This is a genomic window from Kribbella sp. NBC_00482, from assembly GCF_036013725.1.
GTDB lineage: Bacteria > Actinomycetota > Actinomycetes > Propionibacteriales > Kribbellaceae > Kribbella.
On record NZ_CP107881.1, the window covers coordinates 8,880,911 to 8,901,389 of the forward strand.

General features: G+C 69.1%; 20 protein-coding genes and 1 tRNA gene. 6 read left to right on the plus strand and 15 right to left on the minus strand.

The features are described from left to right. Positions 1-122 precede the first annotated feature (122 nt). Positions 123-890: a hypothetical protein gene (locus tag OHB24_RS42600; RefSeq protein ID WP_327636677.1), complete on the plus strand. Its 768-nt coding sequence runs from the start codon at positions 123-125 to the stop codon at positions 888-890. Beyond that, positions 887-1,792 (plus strand): endonuclease/exonuclease/phosphatase family protein, encoded by a 906-nt coding sequence (locus tag OHB24_RS42605; RefSeq protein ID WP_327636678.1) that lies wholly within the window; start codon positions 887-889, stop codon positions 1,790-1,792. The genes OHB24_RS42600 and OHB24_RS42605 overlap by 4 nt, the downstream gene beginning before the upstream one ends. Here OHB24_RS42605 and prmC read toward each other — a convergent pair. The 12 genes from prmC to OHB24_RS42665 form a co-directional block, all read right to left on the minus strand. Beyond that, positions 1,725-2,546 (minus strand): peptide chain release factor N(5)-glutamine methyltransferase, encoded by an 822-nt coding sequence (prmC, locus tag OHB24_RS42610; RefSeq protein WP_327636679.1) that lies wholly within the window; start codon positions 2,544-2,546, stop codon positions 1,725-1,727. The two genes, OHB24_RS42605 and prmC, sit on opposite strands and share 68 nt — an antisense overlap. Continuing rightward, positions 2,543-3,619 (minus strand): peptide chain release factor 1, encoded by a 1,077-nt coding sequence (gene prfA, locus OHB24_RS42615; protein WP_327636680.1) that lies wholly within the window; start codon positions 3,617-3,619, stop codon positions 2,543-2,545. Before prfA ends, prmC begins: the two co-directional genes overlap by 4 nt. Positions 3,620-3,711: 92 nt before the next feature. Next, on the minus strand, positions 3,712-3,918 hold the full coding sequence (rpmE, locus tag OHB24_RS42620) for a 50S ribosomal protein L31 (protein WP_130387310.1): 207 nt from the start codon (positions 3,916-3,918) through the stop codon (positions 3,712-3,714). A gap of 112 nt (positions 3,919-4,030) precedes the next feature. Beyond that, the gene (gene rho, locus OHB24_RS42625) at positions 4,031-6,208 is read right to left on the minus strand and encodes a transcription termination factor Rho (protein WP_327636681.1); all 2,178 of its coding nucleotides are present in this window, start codon (positions 6,206-6,208) and stop codon (positions 4,031-4,033) included. 325 nt (positions 6,209-6,533) lie between these two features. Continuing rightward, on the minus strand, positions 6,534-7,463 hold the full coding sequence (gene thrB, locus OHB24_RS42630) for a homoserine kinase (RefSeq protein ID WP_327636682.1): 930 nt from the start codon (positions 7,461-7,463) through the stop codon (positions 6,534-6,536). A 5-nt stretch (positions 7,464-7,468) separates the two neighbouring features. Continuing rightward, positions 7,469-8,533 carry a threonine synthase gene (gene thrC / locus OHB24_RS42635; RefSeq protein ID WP_327636683.1) on the minus strand — a complete coding sequence of 355 codons (1,065 nt, stop codon included), beginning with the start codon at positions 8,531-8,533 and terminating at the stop codon, positions 7,469-7,471. 5 nt (positions 8,534-8,538) lie between these two features. After that, a complete protein-coding gene (locus OHB24_RS42640; protein ID WP_327636684.1) occupies positions 8,539-9,846 on the minus strand; it encodes a homoserine dehydrogenase in 1,308 nt (435 codons plus the stop codon). Then, positions 9,843-11,249, minus strand: a complete 1,407-nt coding sequence (gene lysA / locus OHB24_RS42645) for a diaminopimelate decarboxylase (protein WP_327636685.1) — start codon at positions 11,247-11,249, stop codon at positions 9,843-9,845. Before lysA ends, OHB24_RS42640 begins: the two co-directional genes overlap by 4 nt. Beyond that, positions 11,246-12,904, minus strand: coding sequence for an arginine--tRNA ligase (argS, locus tag OHB24_RS42650; protein WP_327636686.1), 1,659 nt, complete (start codon positions 12,902-12,904; stop codon positions 11,246-11,248). The genes lysA and argS overlap by 4 nt, the downstream gene beginning before the upstream one ends. Positions 12,905-12,979: 75 nt before the next feature. Then, positions 12,980-13,510 (minus strand): hypothetical protein, encoded by a 531-nt coding sequence (locus tag OHB24_RS42655; RefSeq protein ID WP_327636687.1) that lies wholly within the window; start codon positions 13,508-13,510, stop codon positions 12,980-12,982. A 44-nt stretch (positions 13,511-13,554) separates the two neighbouring features. Beyond that, a complete protein-coding gene (locus OHB24_RS42660; protein WP_327636688.1) occupies positions 13,555-13,740 on the minus strand; it encodes a PspC domain-containing protein in 186 nt (61 codons plus the stop codon). Positions 13,741-13,869: 129 nt separating this feature from the next. Further along, positions 13,870-14,703: a hypothetical protein gene (locus OHB24_RS42665; RefSeq protein WP_327636689.1), complete on the minus strand. Its 834-nt coding sequence runs from the start codon at positions 14,701-14,703 to the stop codon at positions 13,870-13,872. A gap of 79 nt (positions 14,704-14,782) precedes the next feature. On the opposite strand from OHB24_RS42665, the gene OHB24_RS42670 reads away from it, so the two are divergent. Beyond that, positions 14,783-14,854 (plus strand) — tRNA-Arg (locus OHB24_RS42670). Positions 14,855-14,925: 71 nt separating this feature from the next. Here the strand turns inward: OHB24_RS42670 and OHB24_RS42675 are convergent. The 3 genes from OHB24_RS42675 to OHB24_RS42685 are packed head-to-tail and all read right to left on the minus strand — an operon-like array spanning position 14,926 to position 17,173. Beyond that, positions 14,926-15,852, minus strand: a complete 927-nt coding sequence (locus tag OHB24_RS42675) for an SDR family NAD(P)-dependent oxidoreductase (protein ID WP_327636690.1) — start codon at positions 15,850-15,852, stop codon at positions 14,926-14,928. Further along, entirely contained in the window at positions 15,849-16,286 is a 438-nt protein-coding gene (locus tag OHB24_RS42680; protein ID WP_327636691.1) for an SRPBCC family protein, read from the minus strand. Before OHB24_RS42680 ends, OHB24_RS42675 begins: the two co-directional genes overlap by 4 nt. Then, entirely contained in the window at positions 16,283-17,173 is an 891-nt protein-coding gene (locus OHB24_RS42685; RefSeq protein ID WP_327636692.1) for a MerR family transcriptional regulator, read from the minus strand. Before OHB24_RS42685 ends, OHB24_RS42680 begins: the two co-directional genes overlap by 4 nt. A 95-nt stretch (positions 17,174-17,268) precedes the next feature. On the opposite strand from OHB24_RS42685, the gene OHB24_RS42690 reads away from it, so the two are divergent. Genes OHB24_RS42690 through OHB24_RS42700 form a run of 3 tightly spaced genes read left to right on the plus strand, consistent with a single transcriptional unit; the run spans position 17,269 to position 20,434 of the window. Then, complete coding sequence (locus OHB24_RS42690) at positions 17,269-18,516, plus strand: NAD(P)/FAD-dependent oxidoreductase (protein WP_327636693.1); 1,248 nt, start codon at positions 17,269-17,271, stop codon at positions 18,514-18,516. Next, entirely contained in the window at positions 18,513-19,247 is a 735-nt protein-coding gene (locus tag OHB24_RS42695; RefSeq protein ID WP_327636694.1) for a DUF1365 domain-containing protein, read from the plus strand. The genes OHB24_RS42690 and OHB24_RS42695 overlap by 4 nt, the downstream gene beginning before the upstream one ends. After that, positions 19,244-20,434: a cyclopropane-fatty-acyl-phospholipid synthase family protein gene (locus OHB24_RS42700; protein ID WP_327636695.1), complete on the plus strand. Its 1,191-nt coding sequence runs from the start codon at positions 19,244-19,246 to the stop codon at positions 20,432-20,434. Before OHB24_RS42695 ends, OHB24_RS42700 begins: the two co-directional genes overlap by 4 nt. Positions 20,435-20,479: the final 45 nt, after the last annotated feature.

Here is a 20,479-nt window from a genome sequence, read left to right on the forward strand (position 1 = left end):
TACTGCTAGGTCTTGTGGCCTGCAGCGACGACAAGCCCGCACCAGCCGCACCACCTCCGACGACGACTGCGCCTCCCACCCCCACTCCCCCAGCACCGGACGGACTGCCACGTGGTGGGCGAGTGATCTTCCCGAAGTACCAACTGGTCGCCTACGTCGGACTGCCGGGCTCGCCCGCGCTGGGGCCGCTGGACAAGGACCTGGACGCGAAAGCGGCCAAGCTGGACAAGCTGTCACGCGCCTACGCGGCAGGGCGGACGCCGCTGCCGGTGATGGAGCTGATCACGGTTGTCGCGCGAGGATCGCGCGGCAAGGACGGGATGTACCGCGGGCGGCTGGACGACGCGAAGATCGAGCAGTACCTGACGGTCGCGCGGAAGCACAAGATGCTGTTGCTGCTCGACATCCAGCCCGGGCGGGCGAAGGTCCTGCCCGAGGTGCAGCGGCTGGAGCGGTGGCTGAAGGAACCGGACGTCGGGCTGGCGTTCGACCCCGAGTGGGCGGTCGGCCCGACTCAGGTACCGGGCAAGGTGTTCGGGCACACGACGGGCGCGGAGCTCGACAGCATCGCGGCGTACCTCTCGGGGCTGGTGCAGGCGAACGGCCTGCCGGAGAAGGTGTTCGTGTTCCATCAACTGTCGCCGCGGATCGTCACCGACGAGAAGGCACTGAAGCCGCATCCTGGCGTCGTGACGATCAAGTCCGTCGACGGGATCGGAGCACGCACGGACAAGCTCAAGACGTGGACCAAACTCACCACGGCCCTCCCGCCGTCGGTCCACGCCGGCTTCAAGCTCTTCTACACCGAGGACACCCGCCACGGTCCCCTGATGACGCCCGCCCAAGTCCTGGCCCTGAAGCCTCGTCCGGAACTGGTGATCTACGAATGATCTCGATCGCCTTCGCCAACGTCGCCGGCGGCCGGCTGGTCCGCCCCGACGGATACGACGATGCCGACCGTACGGCGGACTTCGGGCAGGCTCTCGCGGGGCTGCAGCCGGACGTGCTGATCGTGACCGAGCTGGACCCGGACGGCGATCAGCTCGAACGGCTGGCCGCGGCGGCCATGCCGGGGCGGAAGACGTACAACCTGCGGCACGGGTTCTCGGACTCGCACATCCCCGGCGTGGAGCGGCTGGGGGTGGGGATCGCGTCGACGTACCCGCTGACCGAGCTGGAGCGGATCGACCTGCCGGACCCGTCGATCGACTTCCTGCACTGGCGGACCGGTGAGCCGATGGACCCGCATCCGAAGGGTTTCCTGGTCGCGAGGGGTGACTTCGGGGCGCTCGGTGAGGTCGACATCGTGGGCGGGCAGGTGTGCCCGATCCACATGTTCCGGAGCGCCTCAGCGGTCGAGTACACGTATCGCGAGGGGCCCGGGCGGGAGTTCGGTGCGCAGATGACGGCGTACCTGCGGGACGAGCTGGCGGCGCGCGGTGTCCGTCGGGCGGTTGTGGCGGGTGATCTGAACATGCCGAACCCGCGGGAGTTCTTCGGCGAGACGCTCGGTCTGGTCGACGCGTTCGGCGACCCGCCGCCCGCCACCACCCCGGACGGCCGTTCGATCGACCGGCTGTTCTCGACACCGGATCTGGTCACGCGCGACGTCGAGGTCGTGCAGGTCCCTGGCGCGGATCACTTCTCGGTCGTCTGCCGGCTCACGCGCCGGCAGCCCGACGCACCGGCGATCGGCCGGATCCGCGAACAGGACCTGGCCAGGCCTAGATCCGGCGGCCAGTTGCGAACCGGGGACGGGCGGCGAGGTCCAATTGGTCGCGGACCTCGGTGAAGAGACCGGTGGCGGCGAAGACCGCGGGGGCTGACTCGCCCTGTACGTCGGCGTGTTCGCAGGCGAACCAACCGCCCGGCTTGAGCAGCCGGCCCGCGGTCGCGGCGACCACCTTGATCTCGTCAAGGCCGTCGTCACCGGACCAGAGCGCCAGGGCCGGGTCGTGGTCGCGTACCTCGGCCGTCACGGATTCCCACGCGGTCAACGGGATGTACGGCGGGTTGGAGATCACCGCGTCCACCTGACCGTCGAGCTCCGGCAGGCACCCGTCGATGTCGCCCTCGTGCAGGATCGCGCCCGTGCCTTCCAGGTTGCGGCGTGCCCAGACGACCGCGTCCGACGACAGCTCGACCGCATGCACCGTGCTGTCCGGACGCTCGGTCGCGACCGCGCCGGCGATCGCCCCCGACCCGCTACACAGATCGACGACCAACGGATCGCTAACGCCGGCGATCCGCTCCAGGATCCAGCCGACCATCACCTCGGTCTCCGGGCGCGGCACGAACGCCCCGGGCCCGATCGCCAACTCCCGGTACCGGAAGGCCGCCGTACCCGTCAGGTGCTGCAACGGCTCCCGCGCAGCCCGTCGCGCGATCAAGGCGTCGTAAACAGCAACTTGTTCTGCTGTCGGCTCGCTGAGGTGCAACCGGCTGGACCCGGTCACGAACGCAAGCAACTCGGCAGCATCGAACTCCGGTGAAGCAACCCCTGCCTCGCGCAACCGTTCGGCTGCCTCGGCGAGTAGAACCTTCACTGCGAATCGACGGCCTCGAGCCGGGCGGCCAGGTCGGCCTCGGTCAGGGCCTGGATCACCGGCGCCAGTTCGCCGCCGAGGACCTGGTCGAGGTTGTGCGCCTTGTAACCGACGCGGTGGTCGGAGAAGCGGTTCTCCGGGAAGTTGTAGGTGCGGACCCGCTCCGACCGGTCGACGGTCCGGATCTGCGACCGCCGGGCGTCCGACGCCTCCTGGTCGGCCGCCTCCTGGGCCGCGGCCAGCAAGCGGGAACGCAGGACCCGCATCGCCTGCTCACGGTTCTGCAGCTGCGACTTCTCGTTCTGCATCGAGACCACAATGCCGGTCGGCAGGTGGGTGATCCGGACCGCGGAGTCGGTCGTGTTCACGCTCTGCCCGCCCGGACCGGACGACCGGAACACGTCGATCCGCAGATCGTTCTGGTCGATCTCGACGTCGACGTCCTCGGCCTCCGGCAGCACCAGTACGCCGGCCGCGGAGGTGTGGATCCGCCCCTGCGACTCGGTCACCGGCACCCGCTGGACCCGGTGCACGCCGCCCTCGAACTTCAACTTCGCGTACGGCGTCTCACCCGGCTCCAGCGTACCTTTCGCCTTCACCGCGACCGTGATCGACTTGTACCCGCCGAGGTCGGACTCGGCCGAGTCCAGCACCTCGGTCTTCCAGTTCTGCGACTCGGCGTACTTCAGGTACATCTTCAACAGGTCGCCGGCGAACAGCGCAGACTCGTCGCCGCCCTCCCCCGCCTTGATCTCGAGGATCGCGTCCTTGTCGTCGTTGGGGTCCCGGGGAACCAGCAGCGTCTGCAGGCGCTCGGCCAGCTCCTCACGCCGCGCGGTCAGCCGGACCGCCTCCTCGGCGAACGTCGAGTCCTCGTGGGCCAGCTCGCGCGCGGCCTCGATGTCGTCCCCGGTCTGCAGCCACTCGTCGTACGTACGCACGACCGGCGCCAGCGCGGCGTACCGCTTGCCGACCCGGCGGGCGTTGGCCTGGTCGGAGTGCAGCTCCGGCTCCGACATCTGCCGCTCCAGCTCGGCGTACTCCGCCTTCAGCGTCTCGACTGCCTCGAACATGCCGCACTCCTCCTCTCGGAAAACCTGCTCACAACACAAACCGCGCGCCGGTCCCGCCCGTAACAGGGCGGAACCGGCGCGCGGCTGGAAAGCTACTTCTTGGCGTACCGCTTCTCGAAGCGGGCCACCCGGCCACCGGTGTCGAGAATCTTCTGCTTGCCGGTGTAGAAGGGGTGGCACTGCGAGCACACGTCGGCGTGGATCACGCCGTTCTCCGCGGTCGAGCGCGTCGTGAACGTGGCGCCACAGGTACAGGTCACCGTGGTGTCGACGTACGTCGGGTGGATGTCGCTCTTCAAGACAGTCTCCTAGGTTTCAGGTGCCCCGGGTCGCTCGCACGGTGCGAACGTGAACCGGAACCGACGTACCAGTTTGCCACCCGGAGGCGGCAAACCGGTAATCGAGGGTTGTTCAGTCGCCGTTGGTGGTGCTGTGGCTGCTGCCGGTCGACGGGGTGGTCTTGTTGACCTGGAGCAGGAACTCGATGTTCGACTTGCTCTCCTTGAGCTTGCCGATCAGGAGCTCCAGCGCGGCCTGCCCGTCGAGTGCGGACAGCACCCGGCGCAGCTTCCAGACCACCTGGGTCTCATCCTTGGACATCAGCAGCTCCTCGCGGCGGGTGCCGGAGGCGACCACGTCGATGGCCGGGAAGATCCGCCGGTCGGCGAACTCGCGGCGCAGCCGGAGCTCCATGTTGCCGGTGCCCTTGAACTCCTCGAAGATCACCTCGTCCATCTTCGAGCCGGTCTCGATCAGCGCGGTCGCGAGGATGGTCAGCGAGCCGCCGTCCTCGATGTTGCGGGCCGCGCCGAAGAACCGCTTCGGCGGGTACAGCGCGGACGAGTCGACGCCACCGGACAGGATCCGGCCGCTGGCCGGCGCCGCGATGTTGTACGCGCGACCGAGCCGGGTGATCGAGTCCAGCAGTACGACGACGTCGTGGCCGAGCTCCACCAACCGCTTCGCACGCTCGATCGCCAGCTCCGCGACCGTGGTGTGGTCGTCGGCCGGGCGGTCGAAGGTCGAGGCGATGACCTCACCCTTGACCGTGCGCTGCATGTCGGTGACCTCTTCGGGCCGCTCGTCCACCAGCACGACCATCAGGTGTACTTCGGGGTTGTTCGTGGTGATCGCGTTCGCGAGCGCCTGCAGCACCATCGTCTTACCGGCCTTCGGCGGCGAGACGATCAGACCGCGCTGGCCCTTGCCGATCGGGCTGACGATGTCGACGATCCGGGTGGTGAGCACGCCGGGCTCGGTCTCCAGGCGGAGCCGCTCGGTCGCGTACAGCGGAGTGAGCTTGTTGAAGTCCTGCCGCTGCTTGGCGATCTCCGGGTCGGCGCCGTTCACGGTGTCGATCCGGACCAGCGGGTTGAACTTCTCCTTGCGCTCGCCCTCCTGCGGCTGCTTCACCGCACCGGTGATCGCGTCGCCCTTGCGCAGTCCGTAGCGCTTCACCATCGAGAGTGCGACGTACACGTCGTTCGGGCCGGGCAGGTAGCCGCTGGTCCGGACGAACGCGTAGTTGTCGAGTACGTCGAGGATGCCGGCGGCCGGGACGAGTACGTCGTCCTCGCTGATCGTCGGCTCGGTGTCGTACCGCTCGCCGCGACCGCGGGTGCGGCTGGTGTCGCGACCGCTGTCCCGGCCGCTGTCACGGCTGCTGGTGGGCTGGCCGTCGCGGGTGCGCTCACGGTCGCGGCCCCGGCGGCGCCGGCGACGGCCCTCACCTTCCTCGCCCCGGTCGCTCTGGTCCTGACGGTCCTGCCTGTCCTGGCGATCCTGCCGGTTCCGCGGGTTGTCACCGCGGTTGTCCCGGTTGCCGTCACGGCTGCTCTCACGACTGCTGTCACGGTTGCCGTCGCGCTGGCTGTCCCGGTTGGTGTCCCGGCTCTGCTCACGGCTCGACTCGCGGTTCTGGCTGCCGTCGCGGTTGCGGTCGCGGCTCTGGTTGCCGTCGCGGCCGTCCCGGGTGTTGTCCCGGCTCTGCTCGCGGGCGTTGTCGCGGCTCCGCTCGCGGGTGCGGCCCTGGCCCTCGCGGTCCTCGGCGCGCTCCTCGGTGCGTGTCTCGGTGCGGGTCTCCACCCGCTCGACGGCACCGCTCTGGGCACCGTTCGGGGCAGCCGTCTCCGGCTGCGCGACCTTCGCGGCCGGCGCTTCGACCGCGGCCTCGGGGGCAGCGCCGTTCGGCGCGGCGTCGGTGGTCGCGTCCTTCTGTGGGTCTTTCTGGGCGGCGGCGCGGGTCCGGCGGCTGCCGCCCTCGCGCTTCGCGGGCGCCGCGGTCTTGGCCGCCGGCACCTCTGCGGCCTCGTCCAGCGTCGGCTGCGTCGACCGCGTTGCCTTCGCCTTGGAGCCGCTGGTAGAGCCGCCCGCGGAAGAACCGGCGGACCCGCCGGTCTGGGCGGCCTTGATCGCCTCGATCAGCTGGCCCTTGCGCAGTGCGCCGGTGCCCTTGATGCCGAGCGTCCCTGCGAGCTGCTTGAGCTCGGGGAGCAGCATGCCCTCGAGGCCGCCTCCGGCTTTCCGGCGACGCGTCGCGGTGGTCGCCGCGGCGTCAGCTCCGCTAGAGGCTTCAACAGTTTCTGTCACGTGAGGTCCTTCCCACACGGATCGTCGATGTCCGACACGGCTCATCGACCAATTTCATTCCACCCACGGCCGCACAACGGGCACGTGGTGTACAAGAGTCTCTCGCTCGATCTGAGTCCCCCCGGACATCTCCGACGCAGGCGGCGCAAGGTCACATCCACAGGAGGGTCGCCACACAACACAGGGTGCCGGGAGCACAGCCCGGATCGTGACGAGAGCACACCGATCACCTGGAGGGGATCGGGTGAGTCGAGACTAGCACCTCAACGGGTCCTTCTGCCGACTGCACCGGTCAACGCGTGTCAGCGACCTGACATTCCCGAAATCAGCCGGCTTCCATCGACCAGACCTGTACTCCGACTGGATCGATCCCCAACTCGTACTTCGTCCAGCCGTCCGGCGGATCCGGCGTACCGCGGAAGAACAGGTCCTGACCTGCGCTCTTCCCGTCGTGACCCCCGAGTACGGCGACCGTCGGACCGGCGCCGCTGACGATCGCCGCGTGCCCACTGCCCCGCAGTTTGTGCACCAGCGCGAGGCTCTCCGGCATGGCCGGCTCGCGGTACTCCTGATGCAGCCGATCCTCGGTCGCGGTCAGCAGCAACTCCGGCCGCCCGGTCAACGCGGCGACAAGAAGAGCAGCCTTCCCCGCATTGGCCGCCGCATCAGTGTGGGGAACAACGCTCGGCAGCAGTCCGCGCGCCTCCTTGGTCAGCACGCGATTGTCCGGTACGTAAGCAACGACAGCCGTTCCAGCCGCCGGTTCCAATCGAACCGCGCGGCCGGTTTCGCCTTCCGTCCAAGCGATTGTGAGCCCGCCGAGGGCAGCCGCGGCGACGTTGTCGGGGTGTCCTTCGAGCTCGTTCGCCAGTACGACGAGACGTTCGCGATCGACCGGTTCGCCGGCCAGCGCGTACGCCGCCGCGAGCCCGCCGACGATCGCGGCCGACGACGACCCGAGACCGCGACCGTGCGGGATCCGGTTCTCGCACCGCAAGGTGAATCCGGGCACCGGAGCACCCAGTGCCTCGAGTCCGGCCCGGATCGACCGCACCACGAGATGCGACTCGTCCAGCGGTACTTCGCCCTCGCCGCACCCCGTCACCTCCACGGTCACTCCGGAGCCGCACGGGGTGACGACAAGGTCGTCGTACAACGTGAGAGCGAGACCGAAGGCGTCGAAGCCAGGGCCGAGGTTGGCGCTCGTTGCCGGCACCCGTACGCGGACCTGATCACAGGGCTTGTGGTCACCCATGGCGATCAGGCGAGGCCGGCGATGCGGGCAACGGCGTCGGTGTCCGCCGGTGTGACGGGGGGTTCTTCGAAGGCCACGTGGCCGAGCGCGGTGTCGATGTCCTTCAGGCCGTGGCCCGTGACGGTGATCACTACCGTCGAACCGCCCGGCAACCAGCCCTGCGCCTTGGCGTGCAGCAGCCCGGCGACCCCGGCCGCCGAGGCCGGCTCGACGAAGACACCTTCGCGGGCGGCAAGTTCACGCTGCGCGGTCAGGATCTGCTCGTCGGTGACCAGTTCGATCCGGCCGCCGGACTCGTCCCGCGCGGCCTCGGCCAGCGTCCAGGAGGCCGGGTTCCCGACCCGGATCGCGGTCGCGGCGGTCTCCGGCTTCTCCACGATCGAGCCGCGCACGATCGGCGCCGCCCCCTCGGCCTGGAAACCCCACATCTTCGGGGTCCGGGTCGCGAGCTTGTCCTTGGCGTACTCCTGGTAGCCCTTCCAGTAGGCCGCGATGTTGCCCGCGTTGCCGACCGGCAGCAGGTGCAGGTCCGGCGCGTCACCGAGCGCGTCGCAGACCTCGAAGGACGCGGTCTTCTGCCCTTCCAGGCGGACCGGGTTGACCGAGTTCACCAGGGCGACCGGGTAGTTCTTGCCCAGTTCGCGGACGATCCGCAGGCAGTCGTCGAACCCGCCGTCGATCTGCACCAGCTTCGCGCCGTGCACGACCGCCTGGGCCAGCTTGCCCTTGGCGATCCGGCCGGCCGGGATCACCACCAGCGGCAGCATCCCGGCGCGGACGGCGTACGCCGCGGCCGACGCCGAGGTGTTGCCGGTGGAGGCGCAGACGACCGCCTTGTCACCGGCCTGCGCGGCCAGCGAGATCGCTACCGTCATCCCGCGGTCCTTGAACGAGCCGGTCGGGTTGTTGCCCTCGACCTTGAGCCAGACCTCGCAGCCGGTCTGCTCGCTCAGCCACTGCGCGGCCACCAGCGGCGTCCCGCCCTCGCCGAGCGTGACGACCGGGGTATCGGTCGAGACCGGCAGCCGGTCACGGTATTCCTCGATCACGCCACGCCACTGGTGCACCATGTTCGTTACTCGCCTTCTACCCGCATCACACTGCTGACTTCACGGACGATGTCCATGTCCCGCAAGGACTCCACGGTTGCGGACAATGCGGCGTCGGTCGCGGTGTGGGTGACCACCACCAGTTGCGCGTCACTGCCCCGGCCCTCCTGGCGGACGGTCTGGATCGACACGTCGTGCTCCGAGAAGGCATGGGCCACCGCCGCCAGCACACCGGCCTTGTCGGCCACGTCCAACGACACGTGGTAGCGGGTCATCGCGTCACCCATCGGCCGCACGGCTCGCTGGGTGTACGACGACTCGCCGACCCCCGGCACACCCTTGAGCCGGTTGCGCGCGGCGGACACCAGATCCCCGAGGACTGCACTGGCCGTCGGGGCGCCGCCGGCACCACGACCATAGAACATCAGCCGTCCAGCTGCCTTGCTCTCCACGAAAACGGCGTTGTACGCGTCCCGAACACTGGCCAACGGGTGGGTGAGCGGGATCATCGCCGGGTACACCCGGGCGCTCACCGAATCGGTCGCCTCGTCCAGCTCGCAGATCGCCAGCGACTTCACCACGCAGCCCATCTCGCGGGCCGAGGCGATGTCGGTCGCGGTCACCTCCGTGATGCCCTCGCGGTGTACATCGGCGATCGAGACCCTGGTGTGGAACGCCAGGCTGGCCAGCAGCGCGGCCTTCGCGGCCGCGTCGAAGCCCTCGATGTCGGCGGTCGGGTCGGCCTCGGCGTACCCGAGGGCCTTGGCCTCCTCGAGCGCCTCGTCGAAGCCGGCGCCGGTGCTGTCCATCTTGTCGAGGATGAAGTTCGTGGTGCCGTTGACGATGCCCATCACCCGGGTCACGTCGTCACCGGCGAGCGACTCGCGCAGCGGCCGCAGGATCGGGATCGCGCCGGCGACGGCGGCCTCGAAGTACAGGTCGCGCTGGTACTTCTCCGCGGCCGCGAACAGCGTCGGGCCGTCCTCGGCGAGCAGCGCCTTGTTCGCCGTGACGACCGAGGCGCCGTGCTCGAGCGCGGTCAGGATCAGGCTGCGGGCGGGTTCGAGACCGCCGATCACCTCGATCACCAGGTCGAGGTCGCCGCGGGACACCAGCGCCTGGGCGTCGGTGGTGATCAGACCCGGGTCGACGGCGATGTCGCGGGCGCGGCCAGGACGTCGTACGGCGATGCCCGCGATCTCCAGCGGGGCGCCGACGCGGGCCGCGAGATGGTCCGCCTGCTCGGTCAGGATCCGCACCACTTCGGTGCCGACCACTCCGCAACCGAGCAGGCCTACCTTGAGAGGTTTGTCGTCGTTCACGGTGTCGTTCATTCGGCGGCCCCCATGTCGAGGAGAAGCAGGTCGTCTTCGGTCTCACGGCGTACGACGACGCGCATGTGGCCGTCCTTGACCGCGATCACCGGTGGCCGCGGTACGTGGTTGTAGTTGCTCGCCATCGATCGGCAGTACGCGCCGGTGCCGGGGACGGCGACCAGGTCGCCCGGCTGGACGTCGGAGGGCAGGAACTCGTCCTTCACGACGATGTCGCCGGATTCGCAGTGCTTGCCGACCACCCGAGCCAGCGTCGGCGGGGTGTCGGAGTACCGGTTGGCGAGCGTGCAGGAGTAGTCGGCGTCGTACAGCGCGGTGCGGATGTTGTCGCTCATCCCGCCGTCCACGGACACGTACGTCCGGGCGGCGCCGGCGTCCAGTTCGACCTCCTTGACCGTGCCGACCGAGTAGACCGTGCACATCGCCGGGCCGACGATCGCGCGGCCGGGCTCGATCGACACCTTCGGCACCTCGACCCCGAAGGCGCGGCACTCGTGCTCGACGATCTTGCCCATCTCGGTGGCCAGCTGCGCCGGGTCGGACGGGTCGTCCTGCGTGGTGTACGCGATGCCGAAGCCGCCGCCCAGGTCGAGGTCGGGCATGTCGACGCCGAGCTCCTCGGAAACCCTTGCGTGCAGGGCGATCACGCGCTTCGCGGCGACCTCGAAGCCGGACGAGTCGAAGATCTGGGAGCCGATGTGCGAGTGCAGGCCGAGCAGCTCAAGCTCCGGCGCTTCGTTGACCCGGGCAACGGCTTCGAAGGCGGCGCCCGACGTGATCGAGAACCCGAACTTCTGGTCCTCGTGTGCGGTCGCGATGTACTCGTGGGTGTGCGCCTCGACGCCCGCGGTGACCCGGATCATCACCGGAGCCACGACGCCGCGCTCGCCGGCAAGCTGGATCAGGCGGGAGATCTCGTACTGCGAGTCGACGATGATCCGGCCGACGCCCGCGTCCAGCGCCCGGGCCAGCTCGGACTCGGACTTGTTGTTGCCGTGGAACCCCAACCGCTTGGGGTCGGCGCCGGCCCGGAGCGCGACGGCCAGCTCACCCCCGCTGCAGATATCGAGGTTCAGGCCCTCTTCCATCACCCAGCGGACGACCGTCGTACACAGGAACGCCTTGCCGGCGTAGTAGACGTCGAAGTCCTTGAAGGCATGCTTGAACGCGCGCGCCCGGGCGCGGAAGTCGTCCTCGTCCAGCACGTACGCCGGACTGCCCTGCTCGGCGACCAGGTCCCGGACGTCGACGCCGCCGACCTCGAGGGCGCCTTCACCGTTCTTCTTGGCCGTGTGCGACCAGAGCGCGGTGACCAGGTCGTTGGGGTCACGCGGGGCGCGCAGCCACTGCGGAGCCTTGTGGCCGATGTCGGCGTGCAGCGCGCCCGCCTCGTGCGCCCTCACATCCGCTCCGGTGCGGAGACGCCGAGCAGGTCGAGCCCGTTGGCGAGCACGGTCCGGGTCGCGGAGACCAGGGTCAGGCGAGCCTTGTGCACCGGCTCCACCTCCTCGTCACCGCGCGGCAGCACGCGGCAGCTGTCGTAGAACTTGTGGAAAGCGGACGCGGTGTCCTCGAGGTATCGCGCGATGCGGTGCGGCTCGCGCAGCTCCGCGGCGGTGGCGACGACCCGTGGGAACTCGGCCAGCGCGCGGAGCAGGTCGCCCTCGCGCTCGTGGCTGAGCAGGCCCGGGTCGAACTCGTCGAGCTTGATGCCGAGCTCGTCGGCGTTCCGCAGGATCGACGCGAGCCGGGCGTGCGCGTACTGCACGTAGTACACCGGGTTCTCGCTGGCCTGCCGGGTCATCTCCTCGATGTCCAGGGTCAGCGGGGAGTCGGTCGGGTAGCGGCAGAGCGTGTAGCGCAGTGCGTCGACGCCGCCCTCCTCGACCAGCTCGGCGAGCGTGACGATGGTACCGGCCCGCTTGGACAGCTTCATCTCCTCGCCGCCCTTGAGGATCTTCACCAGCTGGCCGATCAGGACCTCGATGTTGTGCTCGGGGTCGTCGCCGGCGCAGGCCGCGATCGCCTTCAGCCGGTTCACGTACCCGTGGTGGTCGGCGCCGAGCATGTAGACACACGTCTCGAAACCACGCTCACGCTTGTTCACGTAGTACGCCGCGTCGGAGGCGAAGTACGTCGGCTCGCCGTTCGAGCGGATCAGGACGCGGTCCTTGTCGTCGGTGAAGTCCGTGGTCCGCATCCAGAGCGCGTCGTCCGCCTCGTACAGATGCCCCTGGTCGCGGAGCTTCTGGATCGCGTGCGGTACGCCGTCCTGCTCGTGCAGGCTGCGCTCCGAGAACCAGACGTCGAACTTGGTCCGGAAATGCTCGAGCTGGTCCTGCTGCTCCTTGAGCTGCCGCTCGTACCCCGCCTCGCGGAACGCGATCACCTGCTCGTCCTCGGGCAGCGTCAGGATGTCCGGGACCTCTTCGGCGATCTGCTTCGCCAGGTCGAGGATGTACTCGCCGTGGTACCCGTCCTCCGGGATCTTGTGCCCGTGCGCGGCGGCCTGCAGGCTGGCGCCGAACTTGTCCATCTGGTTGCCGCGGTCGTTGATGTAGAACTCGCGGCTGACGCTCGCGCCCGCGGCGGCCAGCACCCGGGCCAGCGCGTCACCGACGGCAGCCCAGCGGGTGTGGCCGAGGTGCAGCGGGCCGGTCGGGTTCGCCGAGATGAACTCGACGTTGATCGCCCGCCCCTGGAGGCTGTCGCTGGTGCCGTACTTCGGGCCCGCGTCGAGGATCGACTGCGCGACCTTGCCTTGGGCGTCGGCCGCGACCCGGAGGTTGATGAAACCGGGCCCGGCGATCTCCACCGCGGTGATGGCTTCGTCGCCCTGCAGCTTGGCGGCGAGCAGCTCGGCGAACACGCGCGGATTCATCCCGGACCGCTTGCCCAGCTGCATGGCGACGTTCGTCGCGTAGTCCCCGTGCTCGGGGTTCTTGGGTCGCTCGACCTTCAGCTCGCGCGGCAGCCCGCCCTCGACGGTGATGGCGCCGTCGGCGGCGAGCGCGGCCAGGGCCTGCAGGATCTTCTCAGCGAGCTGTTCCGGGGTCACCGGCTCAGCCTAATGGCCCGCCCCCCAAACCCTTGACTCACCATCCACAGCCCGGTACGCCGGTGCTCGCGCGGATCAGCGACGTACGGTGACGGTGACGTGACTGTTGCGGGTGAGCGGGGTGTTCCAGGGGGCGGGGTTGCCGTCGACGGTGACCTTCAGGGCGGTGCAGGCGTCGGCGAGGCAGGTGGCGTCGTACCGGAGGCCCCAGAGGGTGAAGAACTGGGCGAGGGTGGGGCGCTCGGCGGCGGTCTTGGCCTCGACCCAGACCTTGCCGTCGGTGGTGTGGGTGTGGACGGCGGCCTGCTCGGCGCGGAGCTTGTCGACGCCGATCCCGGCCGGGACCTGCACCGGCTTGCCGTCGACCGTGACCGCGATGTTCAGCGTGTACGGCGAGGGACCGGAGAAGTCGAGCGGGAGCCGTTCGAACCCGGCCTTGTCGATGTACGAGACCGCGTCCCGGGGAGCGTCCCAGGGCGGTGCGCCGGTCCGGAGATCGGCGGCCGCCGGCGGCGCGGGGCCGACCTGACAACCACCCACCACGCTGCTCGCGAGGAGCAGCGCCGCCGCCGTACCGACCGTCCGGCGCCACCTGCCTGCTCTCATGAAGAGCAGGTTGCCAGGTACGCCGCGACGGCCGGCGAGCGGGGTCAGCGCTCTTCCGGGACCAGGATCCAGAGCGCGATGTAGATGAGGAACTGCGGGCCGGGCAGGAGGCAGCTGATCACGAAGATCAGGCGCATCGTGTTGGCAGAGATACCGAACCGGCGAGCCAGTCCGGCGCAGACACCGCCGATCCAGCGACCGTCGGACGGGCGAACCAGAGAGCTAGCCATGATGAGTACCGTTTTCCTTTCCACCGTTGGGCTTACGTCCACTATGACGGTGCCGACGGCGGATCTGATCCCACTCGGGCGGTGTTCCAGGGTCCGCTCAGGGGTCCCCCGTACGACGATCGACAGGGGTCAGCGCTGGAATCGGTACGTCTTGCTGTCGAGACCGATGCAGATCCCCGGTGACATCACGATCACCCGCAGCGTGCCGTCGCCCTCGAAGTAGTCGATGCCTTCGACCTCGAAGTCGCCGGAACAGCCGCTCTGCAGCGGCAGCTGGCCCAGGGACGTGACGTGGCCGGTCACATCGGCCGAGCCGACCGGCCCGGTCAGGTCCACCTGCAGCAACGGCTTCGTCGTACCGAACAGGCTGCCGTCCGGGTCGTCGGACGAGCACAGAAGCTGAGTGGCTGTCACGAAGTCACAGCCCTGCACGTCGCGGACCTGGTGGTCGAGGCGGATCGCTGACGCGTACGGCAGGTTCTTCGACGGGTCCGTCGCGGCCACGCCCGGCATCGGGAGGACGAGGAGGCGGTCCATGGTTCCCCACTCCCCCGTCACCATCCACTGCGCGTCCGGGGACACAGCGGCGAAGCTGTTGTTGCTCGCCTCCCACGACTCGAGTGCGTGCACGTAGTTGGACCAGGTGCCAGAGGGCGACTGCACGCGGTACAGCTTCCCGCCGCGGTCGTCACGCTGGTACGGCTCGACGTACCAGCCCTGCGCGGCGCCCGGGTCGCCGATGTGGTTCCAGCCTCTGATCAACAGGTCGGCCGGAATGGTGCCGAGACCGGTGTAGCGGTACTGCGTCGTGCTGCCACGCGTCACCGTGGCGAGGCCCTGACTTTCGTCGAGCGGACGGGCGTTGTCGGACCCTACGACATGCCATCCGGTGACGGCGTGGGCCGAGGTGGGTAGGAGGAGGGCGGCTAGCACGAGAACAAGAGAAATCCCCAGTTTGCGCATGCGCAGATTTCTACCCCACGCCGAAGCCCCCGATTCGGAGATGGCAGGAACATGCTGCTAATGTTCTGCACGTTCCTGAGCCCCCGTAGCTCAGGGGATAGAGCACCGCCCTCCGGAGGCGGGTGCGCAGGTTCGAATCCTGCCGGGGGCGCAACCAATCTGGCCGATCCTAGTGCGCGAACACCGCGCACCCTGGGTCGGCCGTTGTGCATTCCGGGGTGGCTACAGGCCTACTGCTCCTTGGCAGTAGGCCCATAGGTGTTGGCGTTGGGCCTCTGATTCTTGGGTTCTGGGTAGGTAATGGGTGGGGCGGATCTGCCGGTCGTGCCAGAAGTTGCCTGTGGGCAGCGTTCGGTTGGTCGCGGCCAGCCAGACGGTGGTGTCGGCGCCTTGGGCGGGTGTGCGGAGGAGCGGGCGGGTGAGGTTGGTGAAGAGCGGGAGGGAGTCGGTCAGCCCAGGGGTTTGGGACCAGCCGGGGTGCATGGTGGCTATGAAGGTGGGGGCCAGTTCGGCGGCCAGGACCGGGGTCAGCGCGACCTGGATGCGTTTACTGCGGGCGTACGCCGTTGCGCCGCGGTAGGTGCCGTTGCGGAACTCCGGGTCGTCGACAGGGAGCCGCTGCGTGTACATGCCGCCGGACGCCACGAAGACGACCCGACCATCCTTCAGGTGCTCGCGCAGGAGGTCGGTCAGGAGGAGTGGACCGAGTACGTGGGTGGCCAGCGTCAGTTCGTGGCCTTGAGGGGATTGCGTACGGCGTGATGGCATGACGCCGGCGTTGTGGATCAGGGCGTGGATGGGGCCGCTCAGTCCGGCGGCGTAGCGGCGTACGGCGTCCAGGTCGGAGACATCGCACTCGTCGACGATGAACTCGGCGGTGGGGTGTTCGCGGCGCAGGTCGGCGAGCGTCGAGGCGGTACGGTCCGCGTCGCGGACCACGAGTCTGACCGTCGCACCCAGACGTGCGAGGCCCGCGGCGGTTGCTTTTCCGAGGCCGGAGCGCGCTCCGGTGACGACAGTGGTCTTGCCGGTCAGAGAGTTGGGTGCTGGATCGTCCGCCGGCCAGCTGCGGCTGCGGAGGCTGTAGCCGAGACGTGTGTAGCCGGGGACGACCGTGCGGTCCAGCAGGGTGTCCAGGACGCGGCTCATGCGGCCAGCTTGCCCAGGGCGTTGCGGAGGGCTTCCTCGGCCTCTTCGCCGAGGCGCTCGAAGGACCTGCGGAGGAAGGGTTCGGCGAGCCGGGCGAGGCCCTTGAGCTGGAACTCGGCGTGGTAGGTGACCCGGGTGATGTGGGCCTCGCTGCGGAACGTCATGGTGTCGCGGGCAACGATCGTGCGGTTCTCACCGCGCAGGACGATCCGGGCCGGGCGGGCGTACTCCTCGACCACGTAGGTCAGCTCGGTCTCGCGGCCGTTGAAGCGAGACGTGTTGAGGTACGTCGTACCTTCGCCGCCGTCACCCGCCACCAGAACGGTGCGGACCGTACCGGGGTCCCACTCCTCGGTGGTGCGGAAGTCGGCCAGGTAGTCGAAGGCCCGCTCCGGTGTGGTGGCGACGGCGACTTCACGTTCGATGACGATCATCGGCTGTCCTCCAATCGCTCTGCGGCTGTAACCGGGTCGTCGTCGACGTACTGCGCCCCGACGGCGGCTGCCAGTTCGGCGGAGGCACCGGGACCGGCCAGCGCGAGCGGTCGGCCCTGCGCGAGCTGGACGAGTTCCGGGCGGATGGCGTCGAAGCGGGACGCGTCGGAGGCGGCCAGCATCACCAGGTCGGGGCCGAGCGCGTCGGCCGTGCGCTGGATATCACCGGTCGGCGAGTCGGCGCCGAGGAAGACCACACGCCAGCCCGAGCGTCGCAGTACCAGGCCGAACGACAACAGGGCGATGTCGTGCAGCTCACCGGGTGGACAGGCCAGCAGGACCTGCGGGCCGCGGCCGCCGCCCCAGCCCGGCGACAGCGCAGCGAGGCGGTTCCGGATCACGTTGCTCGCGAAGTGCTCCTGGCCGACGGTCACCTCGCCGCGGCTCCACCGGTCCCCCAGCTCGTACAGGTACGGCATCAGCACGTCGCGGATCACCGCCTCGATGGTCAGCGCACCGAACAGCTGGTCCAGTACGACGTGCGCGGCCCGCTCGTCGAGCAGGTCAAGCGCGGCCCGCAGGCTCGCAGCACCGTTGGCCTCGGCCATCCGTGCGACGACAGGGTCCAGAGGCTGGGGCGCCGCAGCGGCCGGCTCAGCCAGCACAGCGCGGGCAGCCTCGGCCGCGGACAGGCCCTCAGCGAGGTACGCACGCATTCGCTGGACTCGGCGTACGTCGGTGTCGGAGTACAGCCGGAAGCCACCTGACGAGCGCCTCGGCGACAGCAGGCCGTAGCGCGACTCCCACGCGCGCAGGACGTGTTCGCTGACCCCCGCGCGCTTGCTGAGCGCACCGATCCGAAGTCCGCCCGGCACCGAAGTCTCCACGGTCACACAGTATACAAACCTTCGACAGACCTTTGACAAGAGCTAGGCGTCTGTCTAATCTCTAGACAGACCTTAGACAGCCTGGAGGCCCTGCCATGACCGAGTCCGTCGCTGTGATCGGCGCCGGCGTGTCCGGTCTCACCGCCGCCTACCTGCTCGCCCGACGCTTCGACGTCACGCTGTTCGAGGCCGAACCGCGGCTCGGCGGACACGCCCACACCCATGACGTCACCGACCCGGCCGGACGCCGGCTCGCGATCGACACCGGGTTCATCGTCCACAACGCCCGTACCTATCCCCTGCTCCGCAAACTGTTCGCCGAGCTCGATGTCCGGACCCAGCCGACGGAGATGAGCATGAGCATCAGCGACCCGGCGAGCGGCCTGGAGTTCGCGGGCGGGCGCGGGGTCGCCGGGATCTTCGCGCAGCGGCGCCGGCTTGTGGACCCGAGCTTTCTCCGGTTGCTCGGCGAGGTCCGCAGGTTCCACCGCCGGGCCGCCGGCTACCTGGCCCGGACCGGCGACGACGACCTCACGACGCTCGACGAGTTCCTCGAGGCCGAGCGCTTCAGCCCGGCCTTCGTCCGGCAGTACGCCGTACCCGTGGTGTCCTGCGTCTGGTCCTGCGGCGGCAGCTCGGCGCTGGCCTATCCGGCGCGCTACCTGTTCCGGTTCCTCGACCACCACGGCATGCTCTCCGTCAGCGGCTCGCCGCAGTGGCTGACCGTCACCGGCGGCTCCCGGCAGTACGTCGACGCGCTCGCCGACCGGGTCGGCGCGGTACGCACGCACCGTCCCGTCCGCGCAGTCCAGCGGCACCCGGACGGTGTCACGGTGATCGGCCCCGACGGCGCTGTGTCCGACTTCGACCGGGTGGTTCTGGCGACCCATGCCGACCAGGCGCTCGACCTGCTCGCGGATGCATCGCCCGCGGAGAAGGCGGCGCTCGGACCGTTCGAGTACAGCCGCAACACGGCGGTGCTGCACACCGACACCTCATTGCTTCCGGCAACGAAGAACGCCCGCGCCTCCTGGAACTACATCATTGGCTCCGGTGCGCCGCTGACGACGTACTGGATGAACAGGTTGCAGGGTCTGGAGACCGACGAGACCTATCTGGTCACGCTGAACGGTGCCGCGACGGTCGATCCCGCGAAGGTGATCGAGCGGATCGACTACCAGCACCCCGTCTACACCCCGAAGGCAGTCGCCGCGCAGAGCGCGCTGGCAGCCCTCAATACCGGCCGGATCGCGTTTGCAGGGGCGTATCACGGCTGGGGATTCCACGAGGACGGTTGTCGCGCCGGCGTCGCCGCGGCCGAGTCCTTCGGGGTCCGCTGGTGACGGTCGCCGGTGTGCTCCCCACACTCCCGGCGATCGTTACCGGCTTCGTCCGGCACGGGCGGCGGATTCCGATCCGCCACGCGTTCCGGTACCGGGTGCACCAATGGCTGGTCGACCTCGACGACGTACCGCGCCAGCCCTGGTACCTGCGCCCGCTCGCGCGCTTCGACGCCCGCGACCATCTCGGCGGCCATGGTCCGACGATCAAGGCCGATCTGCGGCGCTACCTCGCCAGTGAAGGCATCACGTACGACGGCCGCGTCCTCATGCTGGCCAACGCCCGTACCTTCGGCCACGTCTTCGACCCACTGACCGTCTTCTGGTGCATCGACAGCCCGTACGTCGTCGCAGAGGTGCACAACACGTACGGCGAACGCCACGCCTACCTGCTCCGCCCGGATGCGAGCGGCGCGACCGAGACCTCGAAGGAGCTCTATGTCTCGCCGTTCAACGACGTCTCCGGCCAGTACCGCCTGAGCTTCGAGCTGGACCACGACCGGATCCGGGTCCAGGTGAGCCTGTCGCGCGACGGCCAGACGGTCTTCGGAGCGAGCTTCGACGGCGTACCGCGCCCTGCTACGCGCCGGGCGACCCTCGCTGCCGCCGTACGGATGCCGCTGATGCCGCAGCGAGTGTCCCTGCTGATCCGGCTGAACGGGGTGTGGCTGTGGGCGCGCCGCCTACCTGTCGCACAACGCCCGGTGCACCGGCTCCAGAAAGGACTTCGATGAGCAGTCTGAGGGCCCGGATTACCCGGCTGATCGTCGACAGGACTCTCGACCAGGTCCCCGTACGCGCGGTCTACCCGGACGGGACGGTCCGCGGTGACGGCGGACCGGACGCACCGGTACTGCGGATCGTCCGTCCGGGCTCGCTGTTCGAACGGCTCGCCCACAACCCGAAGATCGGTCTCGGCGAGGCGTACATGGCCGGCGACTGGACTGCTGGCGACGGCACCGACCTGGGCGACCTGCTGAGGCCGTTCGCGGCACGTGTCGCGCAGCTCGTGCCGCCGTACCTCCTGCGCTTCCGGCGAGTCGTCGACCGGCGCATCCCTCGTCTCCGGCGCAACACACCGGCCGGCGCCCGGGAGAACATCAGTGCGCACTACGACCTCAGCAACGCGCTGTTCGGGGCGTTCCTGGACCCTGGCCTGACGTACAGCTCCGCACTGTTCGACCACGACGTACCGCTGGCTGCCCAGGACCTCGAGGAAGCCCAGTCCCGAAAGGTCGAACGCATCCTGGACCTGGCCGCCGTGGGTCCCGGCAGCCGAGTACTCGAGGTCGGAATCGGCTGGGGAACGCTGGCGATCGCTGCCGCTCGTCGTGGCGCCCAGGTCACTGGGATCACGTTGTCGACCGAGCAGCTGCTGCTGGCGCAGAAACGCGTTGCTGATGCCGGTCTGGTCGACCGGATCGACCTGCGGCTGCAGGACTACCGCATGGTGACCGGCTCGTACGACGCCGTTGTGAGCGTGGAGATGATCGAGGCGGTCGGTGAGGAGTACTGGCCGGAGTACTTCCGCACTCTGGACCAGCTGCTCGCACCAGGTGGAAGGGTTGCGCTACAGGCGATTCTGATGGACCACGACCGGATGCTCGCCACCCGGAACTCGTACAGCTGGATCCAGAAGTACATCTTTCCCGGCGGCCTGATCCCGTCCCGCGGCGCGATCGACGAGACCGTGGCGCGGCAGACCACGTTGACCGTCGACGACGACCACAGGTTCGGTGCGGACTACGCGGAGACGCTCCGCCGGTGGCGACGGCGGTTCGTCGCCAACTGGCACGTCGTACAGGCGGAGGGTTTCGACGAGTCGTTCCGGCGGGCGTGGGAGTACTACCTGGCCTACAGCGAGGCCGGCTTCGCGTCCGGCTACCTCGACGTCGCTCAGCTCCGCCTCCGACGCCACTGACTCGTGCTTCCCGGGGGCCGTCCCTCCCCCGGGGAGCACGGACTG

Coding starts and splice junctions, on each gene's coding strand:
- OHB24_RS42675 (WP_327636690.1), bottom strand. CDS start 15,852: ATGAGCCGCGTCCTGGACACCCTGCTGGACCGCACGGTCGTCCCCGGC.
- OHB24_RS42680 (WP_327636691.1), bottom strand. CDS start 16,286: ATGATCGTCATCGAACGTGAAGTCGCCGTCGCCACCACACCGGAGCGG.
- OHB24_RS42605 (WP_327636678.1), top strand. CDS start 887: ATGATCTCGATCGCCTTCGCCAACGTCGCCGGCGGCCGGCTGGTCCGC.
- OHB24_RS42640 (WP_327636684.1), bottom strand. CDS start 9,846: ATGAACGACACCGTGAACGACGACAAACCTCTCAAGGTAGGCCTGCTC.
- OHB24_RS42655 (WP_327636687.1), bottom strand. CDS start 13,510: ATGAGAGCAGGCAGGTGGCGCCGGACGGTCGGTACGGCGGCGGCGCTG.
- OHB24_RS42665 (WP_327636689.1), bottom strand. CDS start 14,703: ATGCGCAAACTGGGGATTTCTCTTGTTCTCGTGCTAGCCGCCCTCCTC.
- OHB24_RS42660 (WP_327636688.1), bottom strand. CDS start 13,740: ATGGCTAGCTCTCTGGTTCGCCCGTCCGACGGTCGCTGGATCGGCGGT.
- thrB (WP_327636682.1), bottom strand. CDS start 7,463: ATGGGTGACCACAAGCCCTGTGATCAGGTCCGCGTACGGGTGCCGGCA.
- OHB24_RS42700 (WP_327636695.1), top strand. CDS start 19,244: ATGAGCAGTCTGAGGGCCCGGATTACCCGGCTGATCGTCGACAGGACT.
- prfA (WP_327636680.1), bottom strand. CDS start 3,619: ATGTTCGAGGCAGTCGAGACGCTGAAGGCGGAGTACGCCGAGCTGGAG.
- thrC (WP_327636683.1), bottom strand. CDS start 8,533: ATGGTGCACCAGTGGCGTGGCGTGATCGAGGAATACCGTGACCGGCTG.
- OHB24_RS42690 (WP_327636693.1), top strand. CDS start 17,269: ATGACCGAGTCCGTCGCTGTGATCGGCGCCGGCGTGTCCGGTCTCACC.